General features: G+C 50.6%; 21 protein-coding genes and 1 riboswitch. Of the genes, 20 read left to right on the top strand and 1 reads right to left on the bottom strand.

Annotated elements, in window-relative coordinates; genetic code table 11:
* Nucleotides 1-59: 59 nt before the first annotated feature.
* The 5 genes from purR to AC506A_RS29600 all read left to right on the top strand — a co-directional run bounded on the left by purR (nt 60) and on the right by AC506A_RS29600 (nt 4,087).
* A complete protein-coding gene (gene purR, locus AC506A_RS29620) occupies nt 60-899 on the top strand; it encodes a pur operon repressor (RefSeq protein WP_495464610.1) in 840 nt (279 codons plus the stop codon).
* A 27-nt stretch (nt 900-926) separates the two neighbouring features.
* The gene (locus AC506A_RS29615) at nt 927-1,319 is read left to right on the top strand and encodes a RidA family protein (RefSeq protein WP_495464609.1); all 393 of its coding nucleotides are present in this window, start codon (nt 927-929) and stop codon (nt 1,317-1,319) included.
* 129 nt (nt 1,320-1,448) lie between these two features.
* Nucleotides 1,449-1,736: a septation regulator SpoVG gene (spoVG, locus tag AC506A_RS29610; RefSeq protein WP_091225515.1), complete on the top strand. Its 288-nt coding sequence runs from the start codon at nt 1,449-1,451 to the stop codon at nt 1,734-1,736.
* Between the two features lie 216 nt (nt 1,737-1,952).
* Nucleotides 1,953-3,353, top strand: coding sequence for a bifunctional UDP-N-acetylglucosamine diphosphorylase/glucosamine-1-phosphate N-acetyltransferase GlmU (gene glmU / locus AC506A_RS29605; protein WP_495464608.1), 1,401 nt, complete (start codon nt 1,953-1,955; stop codon nt 3,351-3,353).
* An 83-nt stretch (nt 3,354-3,436) separates the two neighbouring features.
* Nucleotides 3,437-4,087, top strand: a complete 651-nt coding sequence (locus AC506A_RS29600) for a 50S ribosomal protein L25 (RefSeq protein WP_495464607.1) — start codon at nt 3,437-3,439, stop codon at nt 4,085-4,087.
* Nucleotides 4,088-4,132: 45 nt separating this feature from the next.
* On the opposite strand, the gene AC506A_RS29595 is transcribed toward AC506A_RS29600, so the two are convergent.
* Entirely contained in the window at nt 4,133-4,333 is a 201-nt protein-coding gene (locus AC506A_RS29595; RefSeq protein ID WP_495464606.1) for a hypothetical protein, read from the bottom strand.
* Between the two features lie 129 nt (nt 4,334-4,462).
* On the opposite strand from AC506A_RS29595, the gene pth reads away from it, so the two are divergent.
* The 15 genes from pth (at nt 4,463) to spoVT (ending at nt 20,702) form a co-directional block, all read left to right on the top strand.
* A complete protein-coding gene (gene pth / locus AC506A_RS29590; RefSeq protein ID WP_495464605.1) occupies nt 4,463-5,023 on the top strand; it encodes an aminoacyl-tRNA hydrolase in 561 nt (186 codons plus the stop codon).
* A 55-nt stretch (nt 5,024-5,078) separates the two neighbouring features.
* Nucleotides 5,079-5,309 carry an anti-sigma-F factor Fin gene (gene fin, locus AC506A_RS29585; protein ID WP_495464604.1) on the top strand — a complete coding sequence of 77 codons (231 nt, stop codon included), beginning with the start codon at nt 5,079-5,081 and terminating at the stop codon, nt 5,307-5,309.
* 161 nt (nt 5,310-5,470) lie between these two features.
* Nucleotides 5,471-8,998, top strand: a complete 3,528-nt coding sequence (mfd, locus tag AC506A_RS29580; protein ID WP_495464603.1) for a transcription-repair coupling factor — start codon at nt 5,471-5,473, stop codon at nt 8,996-8,998.
* The gene (locus AC506A_RS29575) at nt 8,985-10,091 is read left to right on the top strand and encodes a peptidylprolyl isomerase (RefSeq protein ID WP_495464602.1); all 1,107 of its coding nucleotides are present in this window, start codon (nt 8,985-8,987) and stop codon (nt 10,089-10,091) included. The genes mfd and AC506A_RS29575 overlap by 14 nt, the downstream gene beginning before the upstream one ends.
* 74 nt (nt 10,092-10,165) lie before the next feature.
* Nucleotides 10,166-11,215, top strand: coding sequence for a lactonase family protein (locus AC506A_RS29570; protein WP_495464601.1), 1,050 nt, complete (start codon nt 10,166-10,168; stop codon nt 11,213-11,215).
* A 665-nt stretch (nt 11,216-11,880) separates the two neighbouring features.
* Entirely contained in the window at nt 11,881-13,125 is a 1,245-nt protein-coding gene (gene urtA / locus AC506A_RS29565; RefSeq protein ID WP_495464600.1) for an urea ABC transporter substrate-binding protein, read from the top strand.
* Between the two features lie 119 nt (nt 13,126-13,244).
* A complete protein-coding gene (gene urtB, locus AC506A_RS29560; RefSeq protein WP_495464599.1) occupies nt 13,245-14,153 on the top strand; it encodes an urea ABC transporter permease subunit UrtB in 909 nt (302 codons plus the stop codon).
* Nucleotides 14,154-14,188: 35 nt separating this feature from the next.
* Nucleotides 14,189-15,277: an urea ABC transporter permease subunit UrtC gene (urtC, locus tag AC506A_RS29555; RefSeq protein ID WP_495464598.1), complete on the top strand. Its 1,089-nt coding sequence runs from the start codon at nt 14,189-14,191 to the stop codon at nt 15,275-15,277.
* Complete coding sequence (gene urtD / locus AC506A_RS29550; RefSeq protein ID WP_495464597.1) at nt 15,240-16,025, top strand: urea ABC transporter ATP-binding protein UrtD; 786 nt, start codon at nt 15,240-15,242, stop codon at nt 16,023-16,025. Before urtC ends, urtD begins: the two co-directional genes overlap by 38 nt.
* A complete protein-coding gene (urtE, locus tag AC506A_RS29545; RefSeq protein ID WP_495464596.1) occupies nt 16,003-16,698 on the top strand; it encodes an urea ABC transporter ATP-binding subunit UrtE in 696 nt (231 codons plus the stop codon). Before urtD ends, urtE begins: the two co-directional genes overlap by 23 nt.
* Before the next feature lie 118 nt (nt 16,699-16,816).
* Nucleotides 16,817-16,941, top strand: a riboswitch (guanidine-I (ykkC/yxkD leader).
* 52 nt (nt 16,942-16,993) lie between these two features.
* Complete coding sequence (locus tag AC506A_RS29540; protein ID WP_495464595.1) at nt 16,994-18,004, top strand: ABC transporter substrate-binding protein; 1,011 nt, start codon at nt 16,994-16,996, stop codon at nt 18,002-18,004.
* Nucleotides 18,005-18,009: 5 nt separating this feature from the next.
* Entirely contained in the window at nt 18,010-18,825 is an 816-nt protein-coding gene (locus AC506A_RS29535) for an ABC transporter permease (protein ID WP_495464594.1), read from the top strand.
* 59 nt (nt 18,826-18,884) lie between these two features.
* The gene (locus AC506A_RS29530) at nt 18,885-19,727 is read left to right on the top strand and encodes an ABC transporter ATP-binding protein (protein ID WP_495464593.1); all 843 of its coding nucleotides are present in this window, start codon (nt 18,885-18,887) and stop codon (nt 19,725-19,727) included.
* Between the two features lie 34 nt (nt 19,728-19,761).
* A complete protein-coding gene (locus AC506A_RS29525) occupies nt 19,762-19,917 on the top strand; it encodes a hypothetical protein (protein WP_495464592.1) in 156 nt (51 codons plus the stop codon).
* 242 nt (nt 19,918-20,159) lie between these two features.
* On the top strand, nt 20,160-20,702 hold the full coding sequence (spoVT, locus tag AC506A_RS29520; protein ID WP_495464591.1) for a stage V sporulation protein T: 543 nt from the start codon (nt 20,160-20,162) through the stop codon (nt 20,700-20,702).
* Nucleotides 20,703-20,743 lie beyond the last annotated feature (41 nt).

Here is a 20,743-nt window from a genome sequence, read left to right as displayed (position 1 = left end):
CCGTATGAAAATGGTATTATGTCATTATAATATTCGGATTTGGCTGGGGGGAGTACACGTTGAAGAAGTTAAAACGGAGTGCAAGGTTAGTAGAAATGACGCAGTACTTACTTACACGCCCCCATACGTTAATTTCTCTGACAGCATTTGCTGATCGCTATCAATCTGCCAAGTCGTCCATTAGTGAGGATCTGGCGATTATTAAAGAGGTTTTCGAAGAAGAAGGACTCGGTGAGCTGCATACCTTGGCAGGAGCCGCTGGAGGCGTGAAATATACGCCGAAGATGGGTCAGACCGAGGCACTTGGCATCATGAACGGCATTTGTCGTCAGTTAGAGCAATCGGAGCGGGTATTAGCCGGAGGCTATTTGTATATGACGGATATGCTGGGACAGCCAGGACTGCTCGCAGATGTTGGACGAATGTTTGCAACCGCATTCGCAGCTTCGGATATCGATGTCATCATGACGGTTGAGACCAAAGGGATTCCCCTTGCTTATGCAACGGCGGCTTGTATGAATCTGCCTGTTGTCATCGTGCGTCGCGACAATAAAGTGACGGAAGGCTCTGCAGTGAGCATCAATTATGTATCAGGCTCCAATAAGCGTATTCAAACGATGTCACTTGCACGTCGTGCACTGAAGGAACACGCGCGCGTGTTGATCATTGACGATTTCATGAAGGCTGGCGGAACGATCCAAGGCATGATGGATTTGCTGTTCGAATTTAACGCAAAGGTAGCCGGTGTAGGCGTCTTCGTTGAATCCGGTGAATTGGAGAACGAGGAACGACTGCTAGAGGATTATGTGTCGTTAGCTAAGCTGACGGCTGTAGATATGAAGACCAAACACACAACCGTTGTACCGGGCAACTATTTCACACCCCGGGCTACTGTTTAGCATACAACCGAGGAGGATTACTTGTTCATGAAAGCACAACCTCAAATCGTGGCGACTACGCAAGCGCCTGCTGCAATTGGACCTTATTCACAAGCTATTAAGCTGGGCAACCTGCTGTTTACCTCCGGCCAAATTCCACTGACGGCGGAAGGCGTTCTTGTTGAAGGCGGAATCGAAGAGCAGACTCACCAAGTATTCCGCAATTTACAGGCTGTATTAGCTGAAGCAGGCGCAACATTAGCTGACGTGGCGAAGGCGACTGTGTTCATTAAAGATATGAATCAGTTTGCAGCGTTGAATACAATCTATGCTTCTTATTTCGGTGACCATAAGCCGGCTCGCTCCACAGTTGAGGTTGCGCGGCTGCCTAAGGACGTCCTTGTCGAAATTGAGCTGATCGTGGCGATTGAAGTCGAATAAAATAGGATAATATGCAGATTAAAAAAATATTTTCAAACTATACAGTTATTTTCCAGAATGATGAAGGAATTCGCATTAAAACGTGGAAGTATACACCAAGTCCTTGATAGGCAAAGGTGGTGAACACAGATGCAAATTACCGATGTTAGACTCCGCCGAGTAAATTCCGAAGGCCGGATGAAGGCAATCGCCTCAATTACCATTGACAATGAGTTTGTCGTTCACGATATTCGCGTGATTGACGGTAACAATGGAATGTTTGTGGCAATGCCAAGCAAGCGTACTCCTGATGGAGAATTCCGCGATATCGCACACCCTATTTCTTCGACGACACGGGAGAAAATCCAAGCTGCCGTCTTAGCAGAATACGAACGTGCAGCGACGGAAGAAGATGTAGTAATCGAAGAAGGCGCCTAAATCAAGGTATTAAGACGTCTAGTGAAAGAGAGCCCGCCTGGGCTCTCTTTTCTTTTGCCTACAGATACGCTATATTCAGTAGAGCATTTACGCAAGGTGAACCGGTGCGGCTGTCCTAGTAGGCGGTGCAGCTTGGTTCATTCCGGAGAAATATAAGCCGTGTCTTAGGTTTATATTTTGAATATCGTAGGATATAGAAGCTAGGAGGGACATCCTTTGAAAGTAATGGCAATCGTATTGGCAGCAGGACAAGGAAAACGAATGAAGTCCAAACTATATAAAGTATTGCATCCCGTCTGTGGGAAGCCAATGGTAGCGCATGTGCTGCAGACGGTACAAGATGCGGCTTGTGAGCGCACAGTTGTTGTTCTTGGCCATGGCGCGGAGACGGTCCGCACGTACCTCGGAGATGGCGTGGAGTTTGTACTGCAGGAGCAGCAGCTCGGCACAGGCCATGCCGTGCAGCAAGCAGAACCGCTGCTTGGCGAAGAAGCGGGCACGACAGTGATTCTGTACGGAGATACGCCGCTGGTGACTTCGGAGACGATTGCGGCGCTGCTGGCGCTTCATACGAAGACAGAATCAGCGGCTACGGTGCTGACGGCCATTGTACCAAACCCGCAAGGACTTGGACGTATTATCCGCGATGAGGCCGGCAATGTGTTGCGGATCGTAGAACAGAAGGACTGCACGCCTGAGCAAGCGGCGATTACAGAAATCAATACAGGGATGTATTGCTTCGACAATAAGAAGCTGTTCCAAGCGCTTAAGAAGGTAACGAACAACAATGCACAAGGTGAGTTCTACCTCACAGACGTGATGGAAATATTGAAGAATGCAGGCGAGACAGTAGGTGCTTATTGCACACCGGACTATGCAGAGGGCATCGGCGTAAACGACCGTGTCGGCCTTGGTGAAGCAGAGGTGCTGATGCGTGCTCGGATTAACCGGAAGCATCAAATTAACGGCGTCACGATTATTGACCCGGCTGCGACCTACATTGAAGCAGATGTGGTTATCGGCTCGGACACCGTTATTTATCCGGGCACGGTATTACGCGGTAATACTGTCATTGGCGAGGATTGCGTGATTGGTCCTCATGCGGATATTACGGATACGGAGATCGGCAATCGTGTAACGGTGAAGCATTCCAATGCTGTTGAATCGGTCATAGGCGACGATTGTGCAGTAGGACCGTATGCCTATTTGCGTCCGGGTGCTAAGCTTGGTGCGGGCTGCAAAATCGGTGACTTCGTCGAGATCAAGAACGCCGAGCTCGGTGAAGGTACAAAGGTGTCTCACTTGAGCTATGTCGGGGACGCTAAAGTAGGTAAAGACGTGAATATCGGCTGCGGCGCGATTACCGTCAATTATGATGGGTACAACAAATCGCTTACTGAAATCGGCGACCGTGCATTCGTAGGCAGCAACGTGAATTTAATTGCGCCGGTTAAGATCGGTGACGGTGCTTATGTCGTGGCAGGTTCGACCATTACGCAGGATGTTCCGGACAATGATGTAGCCATTGCTCGCGAGCGCCAGGTCAACAAACCGGGCTATGCGGAGAAGCTGCGCGGGCGTGCAAAAGCGAAGAAGGATAGTAAGGCGAAAGGCTGATTGCGAGAAGTTGTTCGTTTATTTCTGGGCCGGAATGGGTATGAATATATGGAAATCACTACACTCTCAGGAGGTTTCCGACTATGGCGATACCATTTCGAGCAGAAGCACGGACGACAGCCACGCAAGGCCAATTGAGACAAATGAGACAGCAGGGCAACATACCCGGCGTCGTATACGGAACACAGCTAAGCAAGCCTATTTCGATCTCGGTTAATGAGAAGGAACTGGCGCATCTGCTTCGCTCCCATCCCCATGCATTGCTGGAACTCGACATTCCGGGAGCGGGTAAACAGCCTGTTATGCTGACCGAGGTACAGCGAGAGCCGCTGACACGCGAACTGCTTCATATTGATTTCCACCAGGTGAACATGAATGAATCCATCAAAACGCCGGTTCGGCTGGAGATGGTCGGTGATTCTACGGGGGTGCGCGAAGGCGGAATTCTGCAGGCGATGCTGCATGAGCTTGAGGTGCATTGCTTGCCGGATCGTATACCGGAGGTTATTGAGGTTAATGTGTCCTCTCTGGGTATCGGAGAGAACCTGTTAGTCAGTGATTTGCAGCTGCCATCCGGTGTAACGACCAAGGTTGATTCAGACCAAGTCATTGTGACGATTCTGGCACCTCAGAAGGATCTGACGGCAGAAGAAGCAGAAGATGCTGCGGTAGAAACGAAGGAAGCGGAGCAGCGTGCACATGAAGCGGAGATGCATGCGGTAAACTTCGAATAAACGTACGATCAGGGCTGCGAGCAAGAGGCAGCCCTTTACTTTTTTTCAATAGCCGGGTCTGGAAACAAAGGTAAATTGCTTGCGGCTGTAGAAAATATTATTCATCTTGATGTACGATGGGCTGTAATATTCGACGTAGCCAATATCATGATGTTCTTTGCCCCAATAGACTTGGACAGGAACTTGATGCTCATGGTGATCCTGGAAATGATAATCGTCGAAGATATGCTGACCGTTTACATACATCGAAAAATACGCTCCTTTATGAACGAAGTTCGGCTTTTCTGCCGAATCTATATGTATGACAATTGAAGGCGAAGATTCGTTGCATAAAGAAAAAAGAAATTTTGTTGTAGCAGGAGTTGAGAGTTCAGCATGAAATGGATAGTCGGATTAGGCAACCCCGGCACCGCGTATCAAGGGACGCGGCATAATGTGGGCTTTATGGTCGTGGATGCACTGGCCAAGCGATGGGGAATAAGCGTGACGCAGAGTAAATGCAAGGCGCTCCTTGGCGAAGGCAATGTGGCGGGAACGAAAGTTGCACTCATTAAACCGATGACCTTTATGAATTTATCCGGTGAAACAGTAAGAGGCTTCATGGATTATTTTAAAGCGAATTTGGAAGATGCCATCATCGTTTATGATGATTTGGATACGGAAACGGGCAAGATCCGTTTGCGTTATCAAGGCAGCGCCGGCGGCCACAACGGGATTAAGTCCATCATTCAGCATACAGGGACACAGACGTTCGATCGGATCAGGCTTGGAATCTCTCGTCCACAGCCGGGCATGAGCATTTCTGACTATGTGCTCTCGAATTTTCCGAAGAGCGAGCAGGATCTGCTGAAAGTGATGGTGGAAGAGAGCTGCGACGCGGTCGAGTTCGCGCTGACGAATCCATTTGAACGCACGATGGCCAAATATAACCGTTAAATTTCAGTCGATGCGGGCATACTGAGGGTATAACGACTACTCAGGAGGCATACATATGGCTGTAAATTATATTTGCCGGCACTGCAAATCGCAGATTGGGACGATCGACAACGCCCAAATCTCAGAAACACAGCTCGGTTTCCATTTCTTGACCCCCGAGGAGCGCAGCGATATAATAGCGTATAATCCGAACGGCGACGTAACGGTTAATGTGGTTTGCGACTATTGCCGCGAGGCGATCGACAGCAACCCAGAGCTGCTGCTTGTATCGAACCCGCTGCAGTAAGCGAGCGCAAGAAATGAATGAAGAGCCTTGGCGTACGGCTGAGGCTTCTTTTTGTAGTGATCATGAATGGAAAACGGGATTATATCCTTTGCTAGAGGACGGCAGGTGCCGATTCTTATAGAGTGTTGTCTGGTGTGGAAAGAAACGAGGTGCCGCTAACGTTGAAAGCATTACTGGAAGCTTATGCAGCGGATACGGATTTTCAATCTATCGTATCCGGAATCAAGAAAGGGATGCAGGAGCAGCTGATATCAGGTCTCGCCGGTTCTTCAAGGCAGGTTATGATCGCTGCACTGAAGCGGGAGTTTGACAGGCCGATGCTCGTGGTCACTCACAATATGTTCGCCGCGCAGAAGATCGCGGAGGATCTGGTGGAGTGTCTGTCCGAGAACGAAGTGTTACTGTATCCTGCCAATGAATTAGTCGCTGCAGAAGCAGCGATATCGAGCCCGGAAACGCTGGCGCAACGGATGGATGTGCTTATCCGACTGTCGCAAGGGTTTCGCGGGATTGTTGTCGTGCCGTTCTCCGGCGTTCGGCGATTCCAGCCGATAAGCAGTGTGATGGCCGGCGCTCGGATCGAGCTGCGTGTAGGCGAGACACTATCGTTGGAAGCGTTTTTACGCCAAATGGTAGAGCTTGGCTACGTACGCGTCGATAAGGTAGAGGGCAAAGGCGAAATGAGCGTGAGGGGCGGAATTGTCGACCTTTTCCCGCTTACTTCAGCGCACCCGTACCGGGTGGAATGGTTTGACGACGAGATCGATTCGATTCGTTCCTTTGACCAGGCCGATCAACGTTCGATTGAGAAGCTGGAGACGTATATCGTACCGCCGTGTCAGGAAATTCTGGCCGATGCAAGAAGGTTTGAGAACGCGGCTCAGCATGCCGCAGAGCTGTTGGAGCAGCAGCTGTCGAAGATGACCGACCGTACAGCGAAGGATCGTCTGCGTTCGGAGATCGGCTTGGAGATTGAGAAGCTGCGGGAGCATGTGTATTTTCCGGAAATTTATAAATATATAGCGCTGCTCTATCCGGAGCGGCATACGTTATTTGACTATGTACCTAAGGATACGCTGCTTATTTATGACGAGCCGACAAGGCTGATTGAAACAGGCCGCCAGCTGGAGCGGGATGAGTCGGAGTGGGCGCTGCATCTCTTAACGAACGGCAAAGCGCTGCCTTCGCTTGCGCTTGCGCGTCCATCTGATGACGTGCTCTTCCAACGGCCGTTCCCGACGCTGTTTCTGTCCCTGTTCTTAAGGCAAATTCCGCATACACAGCCGCAAAATATTCTGAACGTGGTCTGCCGCTCGATGCAGAACTTCCACGGTCAAATGAACGTGCTGAAAACAGAGATGGAACGTTGGCGCAAAACAGGCGCCACTGTAATGATGCTAGCCGGAAACGCAGAGCGGATGGACCGCATGCGCCGCGTGCTTCATGACTACGGGATTGAACCGCCTGTCATCATGGAAGGCAATCTGCAGACGGGCTTCGAACTGCCTTCGATTCATCTGATTGTTATTACTGAAGGCGAGATGTTCTCCCAGAAGCAGCGTAAGGCACGCCGCCTCGATAAGAAGATGGACAATGCGGAGCGGATTAAGAGCTATACGGAGCTGAAGGTCGGCGATTACGTCGTCCATCAGAATCACGGCATCGGCAAATATATGGGGATCGGTACGCTTGAAATTGCCGGGATTCATAAGGACTACATGCATATCATGTACGCAGGCGGCGACAAGCTGTCTGTACCGATTGAACAGATTGATCTGATTCAGAAATATGTTGGCTCCGAAGAGAAAGAGCCGAAGGTCTATAAACTTGGCGGCAGTGAATGGACGCGGGTGAAGAGCAAGGCGCAATCGTCGGTCAAAGACATTGCCGATGAGCTTATTAAGCTGTATGCCGAGCGGCAGTCCACGACCGGATTCGCATTCGGTGCAGATACCTCGTATCAACAGGATTTCGAGGCGATGTTCCCTTATGACGAGACAGTCGACCAGCTGCGGGCAATTGCCGAGATCAAGAAGGATATGCAAATCGCACGTCCGATGGATCGTCTGCTCTGCGGCGACGTTGGCTACGGCAAAACCGAGGTAGCGGTAAGGGCAGCCTTCAAGTCTGCTATTGAGGGCAAGCAGGTCGCTATTCTGGTCCCTACAACGATTCTGGCACAGCAGCACTATGAGACATTCCGCGAGCGTTTCTCGGGCTTCCCATTCAATGTGCAGGTGCTGAGCCGCTTCCGTTCGAAGAAGGATCAGACGGCGACGATGAAAGGGCTGAAGGCGGGTACGGTCGATGTTGTCATAGGTACACACCGTCTGCTTTCGCAGGATATTATTTTCAAAGACCTGGGACTGCTTATCGTGGATGAGGAGCAGCGCTTTGGTGTTTCGCATAAAGAAAAGCTGAAGCGGCTGAAAACGAACGTCGACGTGCTGACGCTGACGGCAACGCCGATTCCGCGCACGCTTCATATGTCGATGCTCGGTGTACGGGACTTGTCCGTCATCGAAACGCCGCCGGAGAACCGGTTCCCGGTTCAAACCTATGTGGTGGAATATAGTCCTTCACTAGTACGGGAGTCTATCGAGCGGGAGCTTGCGCGCGGCGGTCAGGTGTACTATTTGTATAACCGTGTACAAGGAATCCACCAGATGGCGGAGCAAATCCATGCGCTTGTGCCGGATGCAAGGGTGGCGGTCGGTCATGGGCAAATGTCAGAGCAGGAGCTTGAGAAGACAATTCTGGACTTCCTTGACGGGGAATCCGATGTGCTTGTCAGTACCAGTATCATTGAGACAGGCGTTGATATTCCGAACGTAAATACACTTATCGTGCACGACGCGGACAAGATGGGACTATCCCAGTTGTATCAGCTGCGCGGAAGGGTTGGACGATCGAACCGAATCGCTTATGCCTACTTCACGTATCAAAGGGACAAAGTGCTGACGGAAGTGGCTGAGAAGCGGCTGCAGTCCATCAAAGAATTTACGGAGCTCGGCTCCGGATTCAAGATTGCGATGCGCGACTTGTCGATCCGCGGAGCCGGAAACCTGCTTGGCGCGGAGCAGCATGGGTTCATTGCTTCTGTTGGGTTTGATCTGTATTCGCAAATGTTGGCCGATGAGATTAAGAAACGGAAAGCAGAGATGGGCGGCGAAGTCGAAGAGCCTGTGAAGGAAGTCAGCACAATCATCGATATGAGCATTGATGCCTACTTGCCGTCTTCCTATATTTACGATAGCATACAGAAGATAGAGATTTATAAGAAAGTGGCCTCCGTACGTACCTTCGAGGAAGTGGAAGATCTGCGCGAGGAGCTGATTGACCGGTTTGGCGATCTGCCTCAAGCGGTCGACAACCTGCTTTCTGTAGCTCGTTTGAAGGTGTACGGCACGATCTGCGGCATTGAGCAAATCGGCGGCAAAGGCGAGGATATCGCCTTGCGTTTCGCGGAACGTGAGAAGCAGCGGTTCGACACGAAGAAGGTTGACATGTTATGCCTGCAGTTGGAAAACCGGTTTAAGCGTTCGACCGGACAAGAGCCTTATCCGCTTATGCAATTAAGGGGCAAAGGGTTGTCGGTGGAGCAGAAGCTTGAGATGCTGGAACGTTTTTTGATGCACTATAAAGACACCATTCAATCGAAAGGGGAACTACAGAATGTTACGCACTAACTATTGGAGAAAAGCGACTCTGCTCGCACTGGCTGCTGTGCTGGTTGTTGTATTGGCAGCAGGCTGCGGCAAGAAGAAAGAGGAGGGCGCGGCTCCGGGTACGGGCGAAGGCAAGACGATCGCTACGTATACAGACGGCACAGTAACGGATAAAGAATTTACGAAGTATTCGACATTCTTTGGCATCGTACAGCCTCAAACAGAGATGTACCTCAGCATTCCACAGCTGCAGGAACAATTTCTGCGTGAATATATCGGCTACAAAGTATTGTACAAGCGTTTAGGCGACGTGAAGCAAGATGATGCAACGAAGAAAGAAGTCGACAATTTCTATACGCAAATGAAGCAGCAAATCGACGGCACACCGGAAATCAAGAAGAAAGCCGATGACGCTGGTTTGACTGAAGACGATATCAAATACTTCTACTCCATGATTTCTTCCATCATGAAGGATCAAGAGAAGAAAGTAACAGACGATCAAGTGAAGAAAGAATTCGATACGACAAAAGACGATTATAACATGATCAGCGTTCGTCACATTCTGGTTGGCACTGTAGATCCAACAACAGGCGCTGAGAAGCGTAAAGACGAAGAAGCGCTAAAAATTGCTAAAGAAGTAAAAGCGAAGCTGGATGCAGGCGGCGACTGGAAGGCTCTTGCGAAAGAGTTCTCCGATGACACAGGCTCCAAAGAAAACGGAGGTCTGTACGAAGATCAGCAGGCTAAAGGCTGGGTTGCGGAATTTAAAGACGCTGCCAACAAGCAAGAAATCGGCAAAGTCGGCGAACCGGTTAAATCCCAATTCGGTTACCATGTCATGAAGGTTGAGAAGCGCACAGCTACAGCATTCGATAATTTGACTGCAGAAGACAAAACGATGCTGAAGCAAGCTGTTGCCTCGGCAAACCTGAATAAATTTATGACGGACGAGCTTCCGAAGATGATTACGAAGATTGACCTGCCTAAAACAGAAACGCCTGCAGCGGATGATTCCAAGACAGATGATTCTAAAACAGACGACTCCAAAGCAGATAACACGGACAAAGCAACAGACGACAAAGCTACAAACGATACGACAACCGACAAGAAGTAAGAGGCAACACAACAAGCTCAGCCCCATGGCTGGGCTTGTTTTGAACATATCAGCGAAAAATGGGAGGCGTTTCAATGGGACAGCAGCTATTTTTTGTGGGATCATATTCAGCGAAAGAGCAAGAAGGCATCTCTGCTATGGTCTTACATACGGAGGACGGCGCAATTACTAAGCTTTCAGGGCAAGCGGGCATTCTTAATCCATCCTTTCTAAGAAGCAATGAAGCAGGCACAAGACTCTATGTGGTAAGTGAGACAGGGGCAGAACCAGGCAGCGTTCACAGCTTTGCAATCCATGCCGATAACGGTGAATTGAAGGCAATCAATGAAGTAACGACTCAAGGCGGTTCGCCTTGCCATATTGAATTTGATGCAGCGGGCAAGCTGCTTGTAGTGACGAACTATACAGGCGGCAATTTTGCTGTCTATGGAATAGAGAGTGAGGATGGGGCCCTCGTGCTGACAGATTTCGCTGCACATGAGGGAAGCGGGCCGCAGAAGGATCGACAAGAAGCACCGCATCCGCATTCCTCCATTATCGATCCGGCCAATCGTTATGTATTGATTGCCGACCTCGGTATTGATCAAATTGTACATTATACGATTGATCACGAAGCACAGAAGCTTGTAAGAAAACATGAAACAGCGATACCGGCCGGTGCAGGTCCGCGTCATATGGCATTTCACCCGCAGTCGCATGTCCTATATGTCATCAATGAGCTCGACAGTACAGTAGGCGTGTACAGCTATGAGGCGGAACAGTCTCAGTTAACGCTGAAGCAAATTGTATCGACACTACCGGAAGGATACGACGGAGCGACGACATGTGCCGACATTCATGTAACGGCTGATGGCCGCTTCCTGTATGCCTCGAACAGAGGACATGATAGTATTGCAGTTTACCGTATTGTTGCCGAAGGGAAGCTGGAGCTTGTCGAGATTACGCCAAGCGGCGGCAGTACACCGCGTAACTTTGCAATTTCACCGGACGGACAGTACCTGCTGGCGGCTAACCAAGATTCGGATAACATCGTGACCTTCCGAATCGATGAAGCAACAGGCGGGCTGACGCCTACGGGCAACGTCATTGAATTGAATAAACCAGTTTGTATTTCGTTTGCATAATTAGTAGTGGCGGAAAGTCGGATGGGCCTAGTGCCTGTCCGGCTTTTTTTTGTTGTTTGATGACTCTGATGGAGAGGTGGAGGGAAACGAGTGGCAGAAGGCGCGCTAACGAACCGTACGTGCGAGATACGGGTTGCGAAATGCGCTAACGAATCGTACAGGTCTTATTTGTACGAAAATAGCACTGGAAATATTCTAACGAATCGTGGAGGTCTTATTTGATGGATTAGCGGGATTAGAGAGCCCATTTCGCCCAAATAAGACTCCTACAATTCGTTAGAATTTCTAAACGGAGAAATTCGGTCAAATAAGGCTCCTACGATTTGTTAGAATTTCGCGGTAGATGGCAGGCGGCTTGAAGGGGGGCGTGCGTGAAATCGCAGGAGATGGCAAGGCGGGTTGAAGGCCACATATGTTATATATATGTAATATATGTGGCACTTAAAACCGACTACATTGCATTTTTCAATCATAAGAGTGAGTAAATATAACACAAAAACGATCTTTTCCAGAGTGTATACGCTGCCATATAAATATTTCCATCATTTATGTAAACTTTGTTGACACAAAACTTGGGCTGATCTTATAATGAAACCACGAACGATGGAAGATCAATCCAGTTAAACGTTCGGAATAGAGATAAAAATTGGATAGGGAGTGGGAGAATGAGGAAGAACGTTTGGAAAAGTGGGGTTTTCATCCTGTTTGCCTGTTGTTTGGTGCTGGCAGGTTGCAGTAAGAACGACAATAAGGCCGCATCGACGAATGCAGCCGGGTCTGGCAGCGACAGTGAAATCAAAGTCGGCATTCTTCATTCTCTTAGCGGCACCATGGCCATCAGCGAAGTTTCGGTTAAAGATTCGGAAATGATGGCGATCGATGAAATCAACGCTAAGGGTGGTGTATTAGGGAAGAAAATCGTTCCTGTCGTCGAGGACGGCGCGTCCGATTGGCCGACATTTGCGGAGAAAGCACGGAAGCTGATTTCCGAGGATCAGGTTGCGACCGTATTCGGAGGATGGACGTCTTCCAGTCGTAAAGCGATGCTTCCGGTGTTCGAAGAACTTAACGGCCTCCTCTGGTATCCGGTTCAATACGAAGGCTTAGAGCAATCCCCGAACATCATGTACACCGGTGCAACAACCAACCAACAAATCGTGCCGGCCGTAACTTGGCTGCTTGAAAACCACGGCAAGAAATTCTTCCTCCTTGGATCTGACTACGTATTCCCACGCACCGCTAATAAAATCATCAAAGAACAGCTGAAAGTTGAAGGCGGCGAGCTCGTTGGTGAAGAATACACCCCTCTTGGACATACCGACTATGCAACAGTAATTTCCAAAATCAAAGAAGCGAAGCCAGACGTGGTGTTCAATACACTTAACGGCGACAGTAACGTAGCTTTCTTCAAACAATTGAAGGATGCAGGCATCTCCTCGAAAGACCTGACGACCTTATCCGTATCTGTAGCTGAAGAAGAAATTCGCGGTATCGGCGTCGATGTGCTGTCTGGTACATATGCCGCTTGGAACTACTACCAAACAACAGACACCCCGGCGAACAAGACCTTCGTTGAAAACTATAAGAAAAAATACGGCGAAGACCGTGTTACGGCCGATCCGATTGAAGCAGGCTATGATGCTGTTTACCTCTGGGCGGCAGCAGTTGAGAAAGCAGGCTCAGCAGACGTAGATAAAGTAAAAGAGGCGGCCAAAGAGCTGGAGTGGGATGCGCCGGAAGGCAAAGTGAAAATCGACGGTGAGACACAGCATCTGTACAAAACCGTTCGAATCGGCGAGGTGCAAACCGACGGACAGTTCAAAGAAGTGTGGAACTCCGGCGATCCGGTTAAGCCTGATCCTTACCTTAAAGGCTACACATGGGCCGCAAGCTTGAGCGAAAGTAAATAACAACTAAATAGTCGGTACTAACGCGAACTGCGCCGCCGCCTAACACAACAAGCCGAGCAATCGGGCTGAGGTTGTTGTGTTTTGGACGGCGCAGTTTGCATAAGGGGTGAACGCAATCGATGGATGTTATCGTGCTGCAGTTGTTTAACGGGATCAGCGTAAGCTCGATTCTGCTGCTTATCGCGCTGGGGCTGGCAATTACTTTCGGCCTGATGAAAGTTATTAATATGGCGCATGGTGAGCTCATTATGATCGGCGCCTACACCGCATATGTCGTGCAAAATCTCTTTACCTCCTATATGCCTGAATCGGCATTCGGCTGGTACTTTGCGCTTGCAATACCGGTAAGCTTCTGCGTTGCCTTCGCGTTCGGCATGGTGCTGGAGATGACCCTCATCCGATTTCTCTACGGGCGGCCGCTCGACAGTCTGCTTGCCACCTGGGGTGTCGGTCTCATGCTGCAGCAGATCGCTCGAAGCATCTTCGGTGCCCCGAATGTCGGCGTCACAAGCCCCGAGTGGCTCAATGGCGGTGTGACTGCGCTGGGAGGCGTGGTATTCCCGTACAAGCGGCTGTTTATCATTGGTCTAGTGCTGGTTTGTCTGCTCGTCATGTATCTGTACATCTATCGGAGTCATTCCGGGCGCAGGATGCGGGCTGTTATGCAAAATCGTGAAATGGCCGCCTGTCTGGGTATTTCTACACGCCGAGTAGATGCGATGACCTTCGCGATCGGCTCAGGCATTGCGGGTATCGCAGGCTGCGCACTTACGCTTATTGGACCAATTGGACCTTCGATTGGTACGTACTATATCGTGGATGCTTTTATGGTTGTTGTACTCGGCGGTGTAGGTAAACTGGTCGGCACGGTGTTCGGTGCGCTTGGCATCGGGCTGTCGAATACAATTTTTGAATATTGGACGACGGCTTCGCTTGGCAAAGTGCTGGTGTTCCTATGTATCGTTGCTTTCCTTCAGTGGAAGCCGATGGGGCTTGTGGCAATGCGTTCGCGTTCGCTTGATAACTAGATGGGATAGAGTTGCCCTTGAAAGGTGGAGTCTTGATGCAGCTTCGAACGATGACGCCTGAGCGAATATGGCTTTTGGCGGGATATGCGGTTGCCGCTGCTGCGTTATTTTGTGCACCGCTTGTATTGAGTGATTTTCGGCTAAACTTGCTGGCGAAGTTTCTGGCCTATGCCATAGTAGCGCTGGGGCTTGATTTGATATGGGGGTATACCGGTATTCTCAGCTTAGGACACGGCGTGTTCTTCGGCTTAGGCGGTTATGCGATGGCAATGTACCTGAAGCTCGATGCAAATGGCGGGAAGCTTCCCGACTTTATGGATTGGAGCGGCCTTACGGCGCTTCCTTGGTTCTGGAAACCGTTCGGATCGCTGCCCTTTGCCGTAATGGCCGGTATATTAATACCGGCGCTGCTGGCTTTGATACTCGGATACTTTACGTTCCGCAATCGAATTCGCGGCGTGTATTTTACAATCCTGACGCAGGCGCTCGTCATCATTACCGTCACGCTGTTCATTGGGCAGCAGGCGTATACAGGCGGCACGAACGGAGTGACCGGCTATAGCAAGCTGCTCGGCTTCGCGCTGGCATCACCAGACACGAAACGCTTCCTGTACTGGATAACGGTTGTAGTGCTTATTGGCGCATATCTGCTCTGCCGTTTCCTGGTGAAAAGCCGCTTTGGCAAGGTGCTGCGTGCGATAAGGGATGGCGAGAACCGGGTACGGTTCATCGGTTATAACCCTGCTGTCTATCAGATGATTGCCTTTAGTATCTCGGCAGGGCTTGCAGGCCTTGCGGGCATGCTGTTCGTGCTTCATGTCGGCATTATATCTCCCTCCATGATGGGTATCGTACCTTCTATTGAGATGGTGCTCTGGGTTGCAATCGGCGGCCGAGGAACACTGGCTGGTGCGGTGCTTGGCGCAATCTTGCTGAATTCCGCTAAGAGTGCGTTCAGTGAATCTTACCCGGATATTTGGATTTTGTTCATGGGTGCATTGTTCGTCGTTGTCGTGGTCTTCTTACCGAAGGGGGCGGCGGGACTGGTTGGGCCATTCAAGCGGTTTGGAAGGAGGAAGGCTGCTGATGAAGGAGCAGAAGGAGTTCGTAATCCTGCAGTGTGACGAGGTAACCGTCGACTTTGATGGATTTAAAGCGGTACAGGGGATGAATTTCTCACTCACCCGGGGGGAACTGCGGTTTCTGATCGGCCCTAACGGAGCGGGTAAAACAACGATGCTTGATGTCATCTGCGGCAAAGTGAAGCCGGCTGATGGGAAGGTGCTGTTCAGCGGCAACGTGGACATTACGCGTAAGAAGGAACATCAGATCGCAGAGCTCGGTATCGGCCGTAAGTTTCAAACACCATCTATTTTTCCTTCCCTGACGGTGATGGAGAACTTTGAAATTGCGATGAAGCAGAATCGCAGTGTATTTGCGGTGATGAGAGCGAAGATGCGAGCGGAGGATCGGGAGCGGATCAACGCTCAGCTGGAGCTGGTAGGGCTCTCGGGGAAAGCGAATTGGCGAGCAGGCGGCCTCTCACATGGGGAGAAGCAGTGGCTCGAAATCGGGATGATGCTGCTGCAGGAGCCGGAGATTTTGTTGCTGGATGAGCCTGTTGCCGGGATGACCGATGGCGAGACCGAGAAAACCGGTGAGCTGCTGCAGCATATTCGCAAGACGCAGTCGATTGTCGTCGTGGAGCATGATATGGAGTTTGTGCGCAGCTTCGCGAGCAAGGTGACGGTTATGCATGAAGGCAAGCTGCTGAAGGAAGGCTCCATGGAAGAAGTGCAGCGCGATGACCGCGTAGCGGAAGTGTATCTGGGGAAAAGGCGGGATGTCGATGCTAGCCGTTCAACAGCTTGAAGCGGGTTATGGAGAGAGCGTAATTTTGCGGAAGGTTACGCTTCAGGTACGGCCGGGGCAGGTCGTCTGCCTGCTAGGGCGTAATGGAGTCGGCAAGACGACGCTGATGAAGAGCATTATGGGGGTACTGAAGGCGCGAAAAGGTACGGTGACCTACAAAGGAACCGATCTGACGAAGCGTTCACCGGGCGAGCGTGCGAAGAAGGGGATCGGGTACGTGCCGCAAGGGCGCGAAATCTTCCCGCAGCTTACTGTATTTGAGAATGTCCTGCTCGGATTGGAAGCGTGTAAAGAGAAAAAACGCGCCATTCCGGAGTCGGCGATTGCCAAATTCCCTGTCTTGCCTTCAATGTATGGACGTAGAGGCGGTGATTTGAGCGGCGGGCAGCAGCAGCAGCTCGCGTTCGCCAGGGCGCTTGCCTCCGAGCCGGAGCTGCTGCTGCTCGATGAACCGTGTGAAGGCATTCAGCCGTCCATTGTCGATGATATCCGCGATGTGATTCGGTCGATCAAGGCAGGAGGCGAGACCGCTATTCTGCTGGCAGAGCAAAGTCTGGAGTTTGTGAAGAGTGTCGGAGATTACTTCTATATCCTCGAGAAAGGCTCGATCGCATGGGAAGGCGGCCTGTCCGATTTGAACGACGAAGTTATCCGCCATTATCTGACTGTTTAGCATTCATGTAATAAAACCTAACATAGACATTGACACTTAGGCTATTTCCCTCTTACAATACAGATAAATGTAAGGTTGGTTAACAATAGAATATCAGTTCTCGGCAATTCACGGGAACGAAAAAGCTGTCTAGGGTTCCGTGGTGTCACAACCAGCTGGTCCGAGAGGCGGCGTATGGAGAATGGCTCACATGACTTGGGCCGCGATCTCCGTATAACACGGAAGGACAAAAGCCTGGGAGATCTCTCCTGAGGCTTTTTCTATTCTTATAGAGAATTGATGGGAGTGGGGAGAAATGAAGAGAACGAAACGGACGATTACATTGTTACTGCTTGCTGCAATGCTGACGGCGCTGACCGGCTGCGGGGGTTCCAAGGAAGCATCATCGGGTGCAGATGGTTCACCGATTACGATTGCACTTAGTCCGTGGCCGGGCTGGTTCTTCTGGTACCTCGTCGACGAGAAGGGCTTCTTCGAGAAACATGACGTGAAAGTCGATCTGAAATGGTTCCCGGTTTACAGCGATTCTCTTCAAGCACTCTCTACGGGCAAAGTGGATGCAAACAGCCAAACGCTCAGCGATACACTCGCTCCCGCATCCAAAGGGATCGGCTTGAAAGCCGTTCTTGTCAATGACAACTCCTTCGGCGGCGATGCGATCGTCAGCAAGTCGAACATTGGCTCCATTGCCGAACTGAAAGGGAAAACCGTAGCAACGGAGCTCGGAACCGTCGATCATCTGCTGCTGCTGACTGCACTTGATCAGAACGGACTGACCGAGAAGGATGTCAATTATGTCAACATGACAGTCAACGATGCCGGGCCGGCATTCATCTCGGGCAAAACAGACGCTTCCGTATTGTGGGAGCCGTTCCAAACAAAAGCCGTTAAAGAAGGCAAGGGTAAAATACTCTTCTCTTCCAAAGATACACCTGGCCTCATTCCCGATTTGCTTGTCTTCCGCGATGATGTTGTGAAGAACCGTCCGGATGATATTCAGAAGATCGTTGACGCTTGGTTCGATGCACTGAATTATTTCAAATCCCACCAAGATGAAGCGATCGCGCTGATGGCCGAGAAGGCGGAAACGACGCCGGAGGACTTTAAGCTAGGTCTTGACAGCATTAAACTCTTCACACCGTCAGATAACGTTAAAGCGTTCGGAAAACGCGATGATTACACGTCATTGCCTTATACGGCTGAGAAGACAGCGGACTTCCTGAAGAAACTTGATATGGTGGATGAAATTAAAGATTTCGATGTCCTCTTCGACTCACGGTTTGTAGAAAAAGCAGCTAAGGAGTGATGGCTATGAAGGCAAGCGATCTTAACCCAGGGCGTAAGAGTCGGCCGAATCGGTTTCAAATCTTCAAGGAGATCGGCGGGAGGCCGTTTGCCTTCACCGCAGGATTCTCCTTTGCACTCTTGTTCATCGTCTGGTCGGCACTGAGTTACACGGAATCGGTTAATCCGGTCTTCCTGCCAACGCCGGATAAAGTATTTGTCGAGATGTTCAAGATGCTTGGTACAGGAGAGTACTGGCATCATATCGGGATCAGCGTGTTCCGTGTATCGGCAGGGTTTCTGCTTGCTTGCATCGTCGGCATTCCACTCGGCATCTTCGCAGGTACATTCAAGTACGGCGAAGCTTTCGTAGAACCGCCAATGGAATTCATCCGTTACATGCCGGCAGTTGCCTTTATTCCACTCATCATGGTGTGGGCCGGTATCGGAGAATGGGCCAAAATCCTGCTGATCTTCCTCGGCTGCTTCTTCCAGCTTGTCTTAATGGTAGCGGACAACACGCGCCGCGTCTCCCATGACCTGCTTCAAGCGTCCTTCACGCTTGGGGCAGGCCGCTGGAAGGCGATTGAGACGGTGCTCATTCCGGCCATTCAGCCGCAATTGATGAACACGCTTCGTCTTATTCTCGGCTGGGCATGGACGTATCTCGTCGTTGCCGAGCTCGTAGCGGTCAACAGCGGTCTGGGTTACGCCATTATGAAGGCACAGCGGTTCCTGAATACGGATCAAATCTTTGTCGGCATTATCGTCATCGGTCTTCTTGGGCTCATTAGCGACCGGATCTTCGCTTTCTTGAACCGCAGGTTATTCCCTTGGGCGTGATGAGGTCGGTAGGTCCGCAGTAAGCAGGTGCAAAGAAATCAGTACGGGGAGTGATCGCGATGGAAGCCGTTAAACGTGAAACTAACTATGAAGAGCAATCGGCAAGCGCGAAAGGAAATACTCGTGTCAAAGACTTGGCGGTAGCGCCGCGCGGTGAGATCGTGATCCGCGGCCTGCAGAAGGTCTACGAAACGAAGAAAAGCCAGTTCGAAGCACTCAAAAATATTGATCTGAGTATCGGGACTAACGAGTTTGTCACGATTGTTGGCCCCTCCGGCTGCGGTAAATCGACGCTGCTTCGCATCGTTGCTGGGCTCGATGAGCTGACAGAAGGATCGGTCACGCTGGACGGGGAAGAAGTTATCGGACCCGGAGCGGAGCGGGGCATGGTCTTCCAGGGCTATACGCTGTTTCCGTGGCTAACCGTGCGTGAGAATATCGAATACGGCCCGAAGTTGAAAGGGATTTCCACGCTGGAGCGCCGCGCGATCAGCAATCATTTTCTGAAAGTCATCAAGCTCGAAGCATTCGCGGGCGCATATCCGAAGCAGCTCTCCGGCGGGATGAAGCAGCGGGTAGCAATTGCAAGGGCACTTGCGAACCGGCCGAAGGTGCTGCTCATGGATGAACCGTTTGGAGCACTCGATGCACAGACCAAGCTGGAGATGCAAGAGATGCTGCTTGAAGTATGGGAGAAGGAGAAAACGACCGTTCTCTTCATCACCCATGATATCGACGAGGCGATTTTCCTATCTCAGCGCCTTGTTGTGATGGGTGCCGGTCCGGGACGCATTCTGAAAACATTCGATGTGGGGCTGCCGGATAAACGGACACCTGAGGTACGCGAGCTGCCGGAATTTCTGGCGCTCAAGCGGGAGCTTGGACAGCTGCTGAAGCACTAGAAGCAAGGCAATCATGGACGAGGAGTGATCCAGCATGGTGACGCGTGATTCGAATGAGCCTCCCGCGGAAAACGGCAAGGTGGAACGTACAAGCGGTGCTGGTGCCAAGCGCTTCAACAGAAGGCTGCTGGCCGCATTTGGTTTTATCGTTAGAATGATGTTCTTTCGGCATCCTGAAGCTCTTCGTTAGAGCTGAGGGGTGCTTTTTTTTCTGTTGCAGGGTGTAAGGTGGAAGATACCTCCAACAGCGGTGATTCAAGGCTTTTGTCCCTTTTCCACGTGCATAAGAAAATGGGAGCAGATGAATACTATGGTCAGATCGAAAATCACCTTATTCAAGGATCCTCTCCTCTTGAACGATAGAAAATTTGCAATTTGCAGTTTGCGTCCAGTCCAATTCAAAACCTTCAAGGAAAGTGGGGCAACTAGAACATGAAAGCAACTGGAATTGTCCGTCGTATCGATGATCTCGGCCGGGTCGTTATCCCTAAGGAAATCCGCCGAACACTGCGCATACGCGAGGGCGACCCGCTGGAAATATTCGTTGATCGCGACGGCGAAGTTATTTTGAAGAAGTATTCCCCTATTGGTGAGCTTGGCGATTTTGCCAAGGAATATGCGGAGTCTTTAGCTGAAAGTACGGGCCATATTACGTTGATCACGGATAGGGACAATATTATTGCGGTCGCGGGAGCATCCAAGAAAGATTATTTGGAGAAGCAGATCGGAGCTATGCTGGAGAGCTGCATGGAGAACCGCAAAACCCTTTTGGAATCCGGCGGCGGCTCTTACGAGGTCGTCAAAGATATTGGAGAGGCATTCAGTTCTTTCGTGGCGGCTCCAATTGTAGCCGGCGGCGATCCTATCGGTACCGTTGTGCTGCTGAGTAAAGAAGAGAGCGTCAAAATGGCGCAAATGGAGACCAAAATGGCAGAAACCGCAGCAGGGTTCCTCGCCAAGCAAATGGAGCAATAACAGCTTAGAAGCTTCCTTGAAGAGCATGTCTTCATGGGAGC

The organism is Paenibacillus sp. N22P23, from assembly GCF_059383735.1.
Note: the sequence above shows the minus strand (reverse complement) of the source record. Positions and strands in the feature narration are given on the sequence as shown.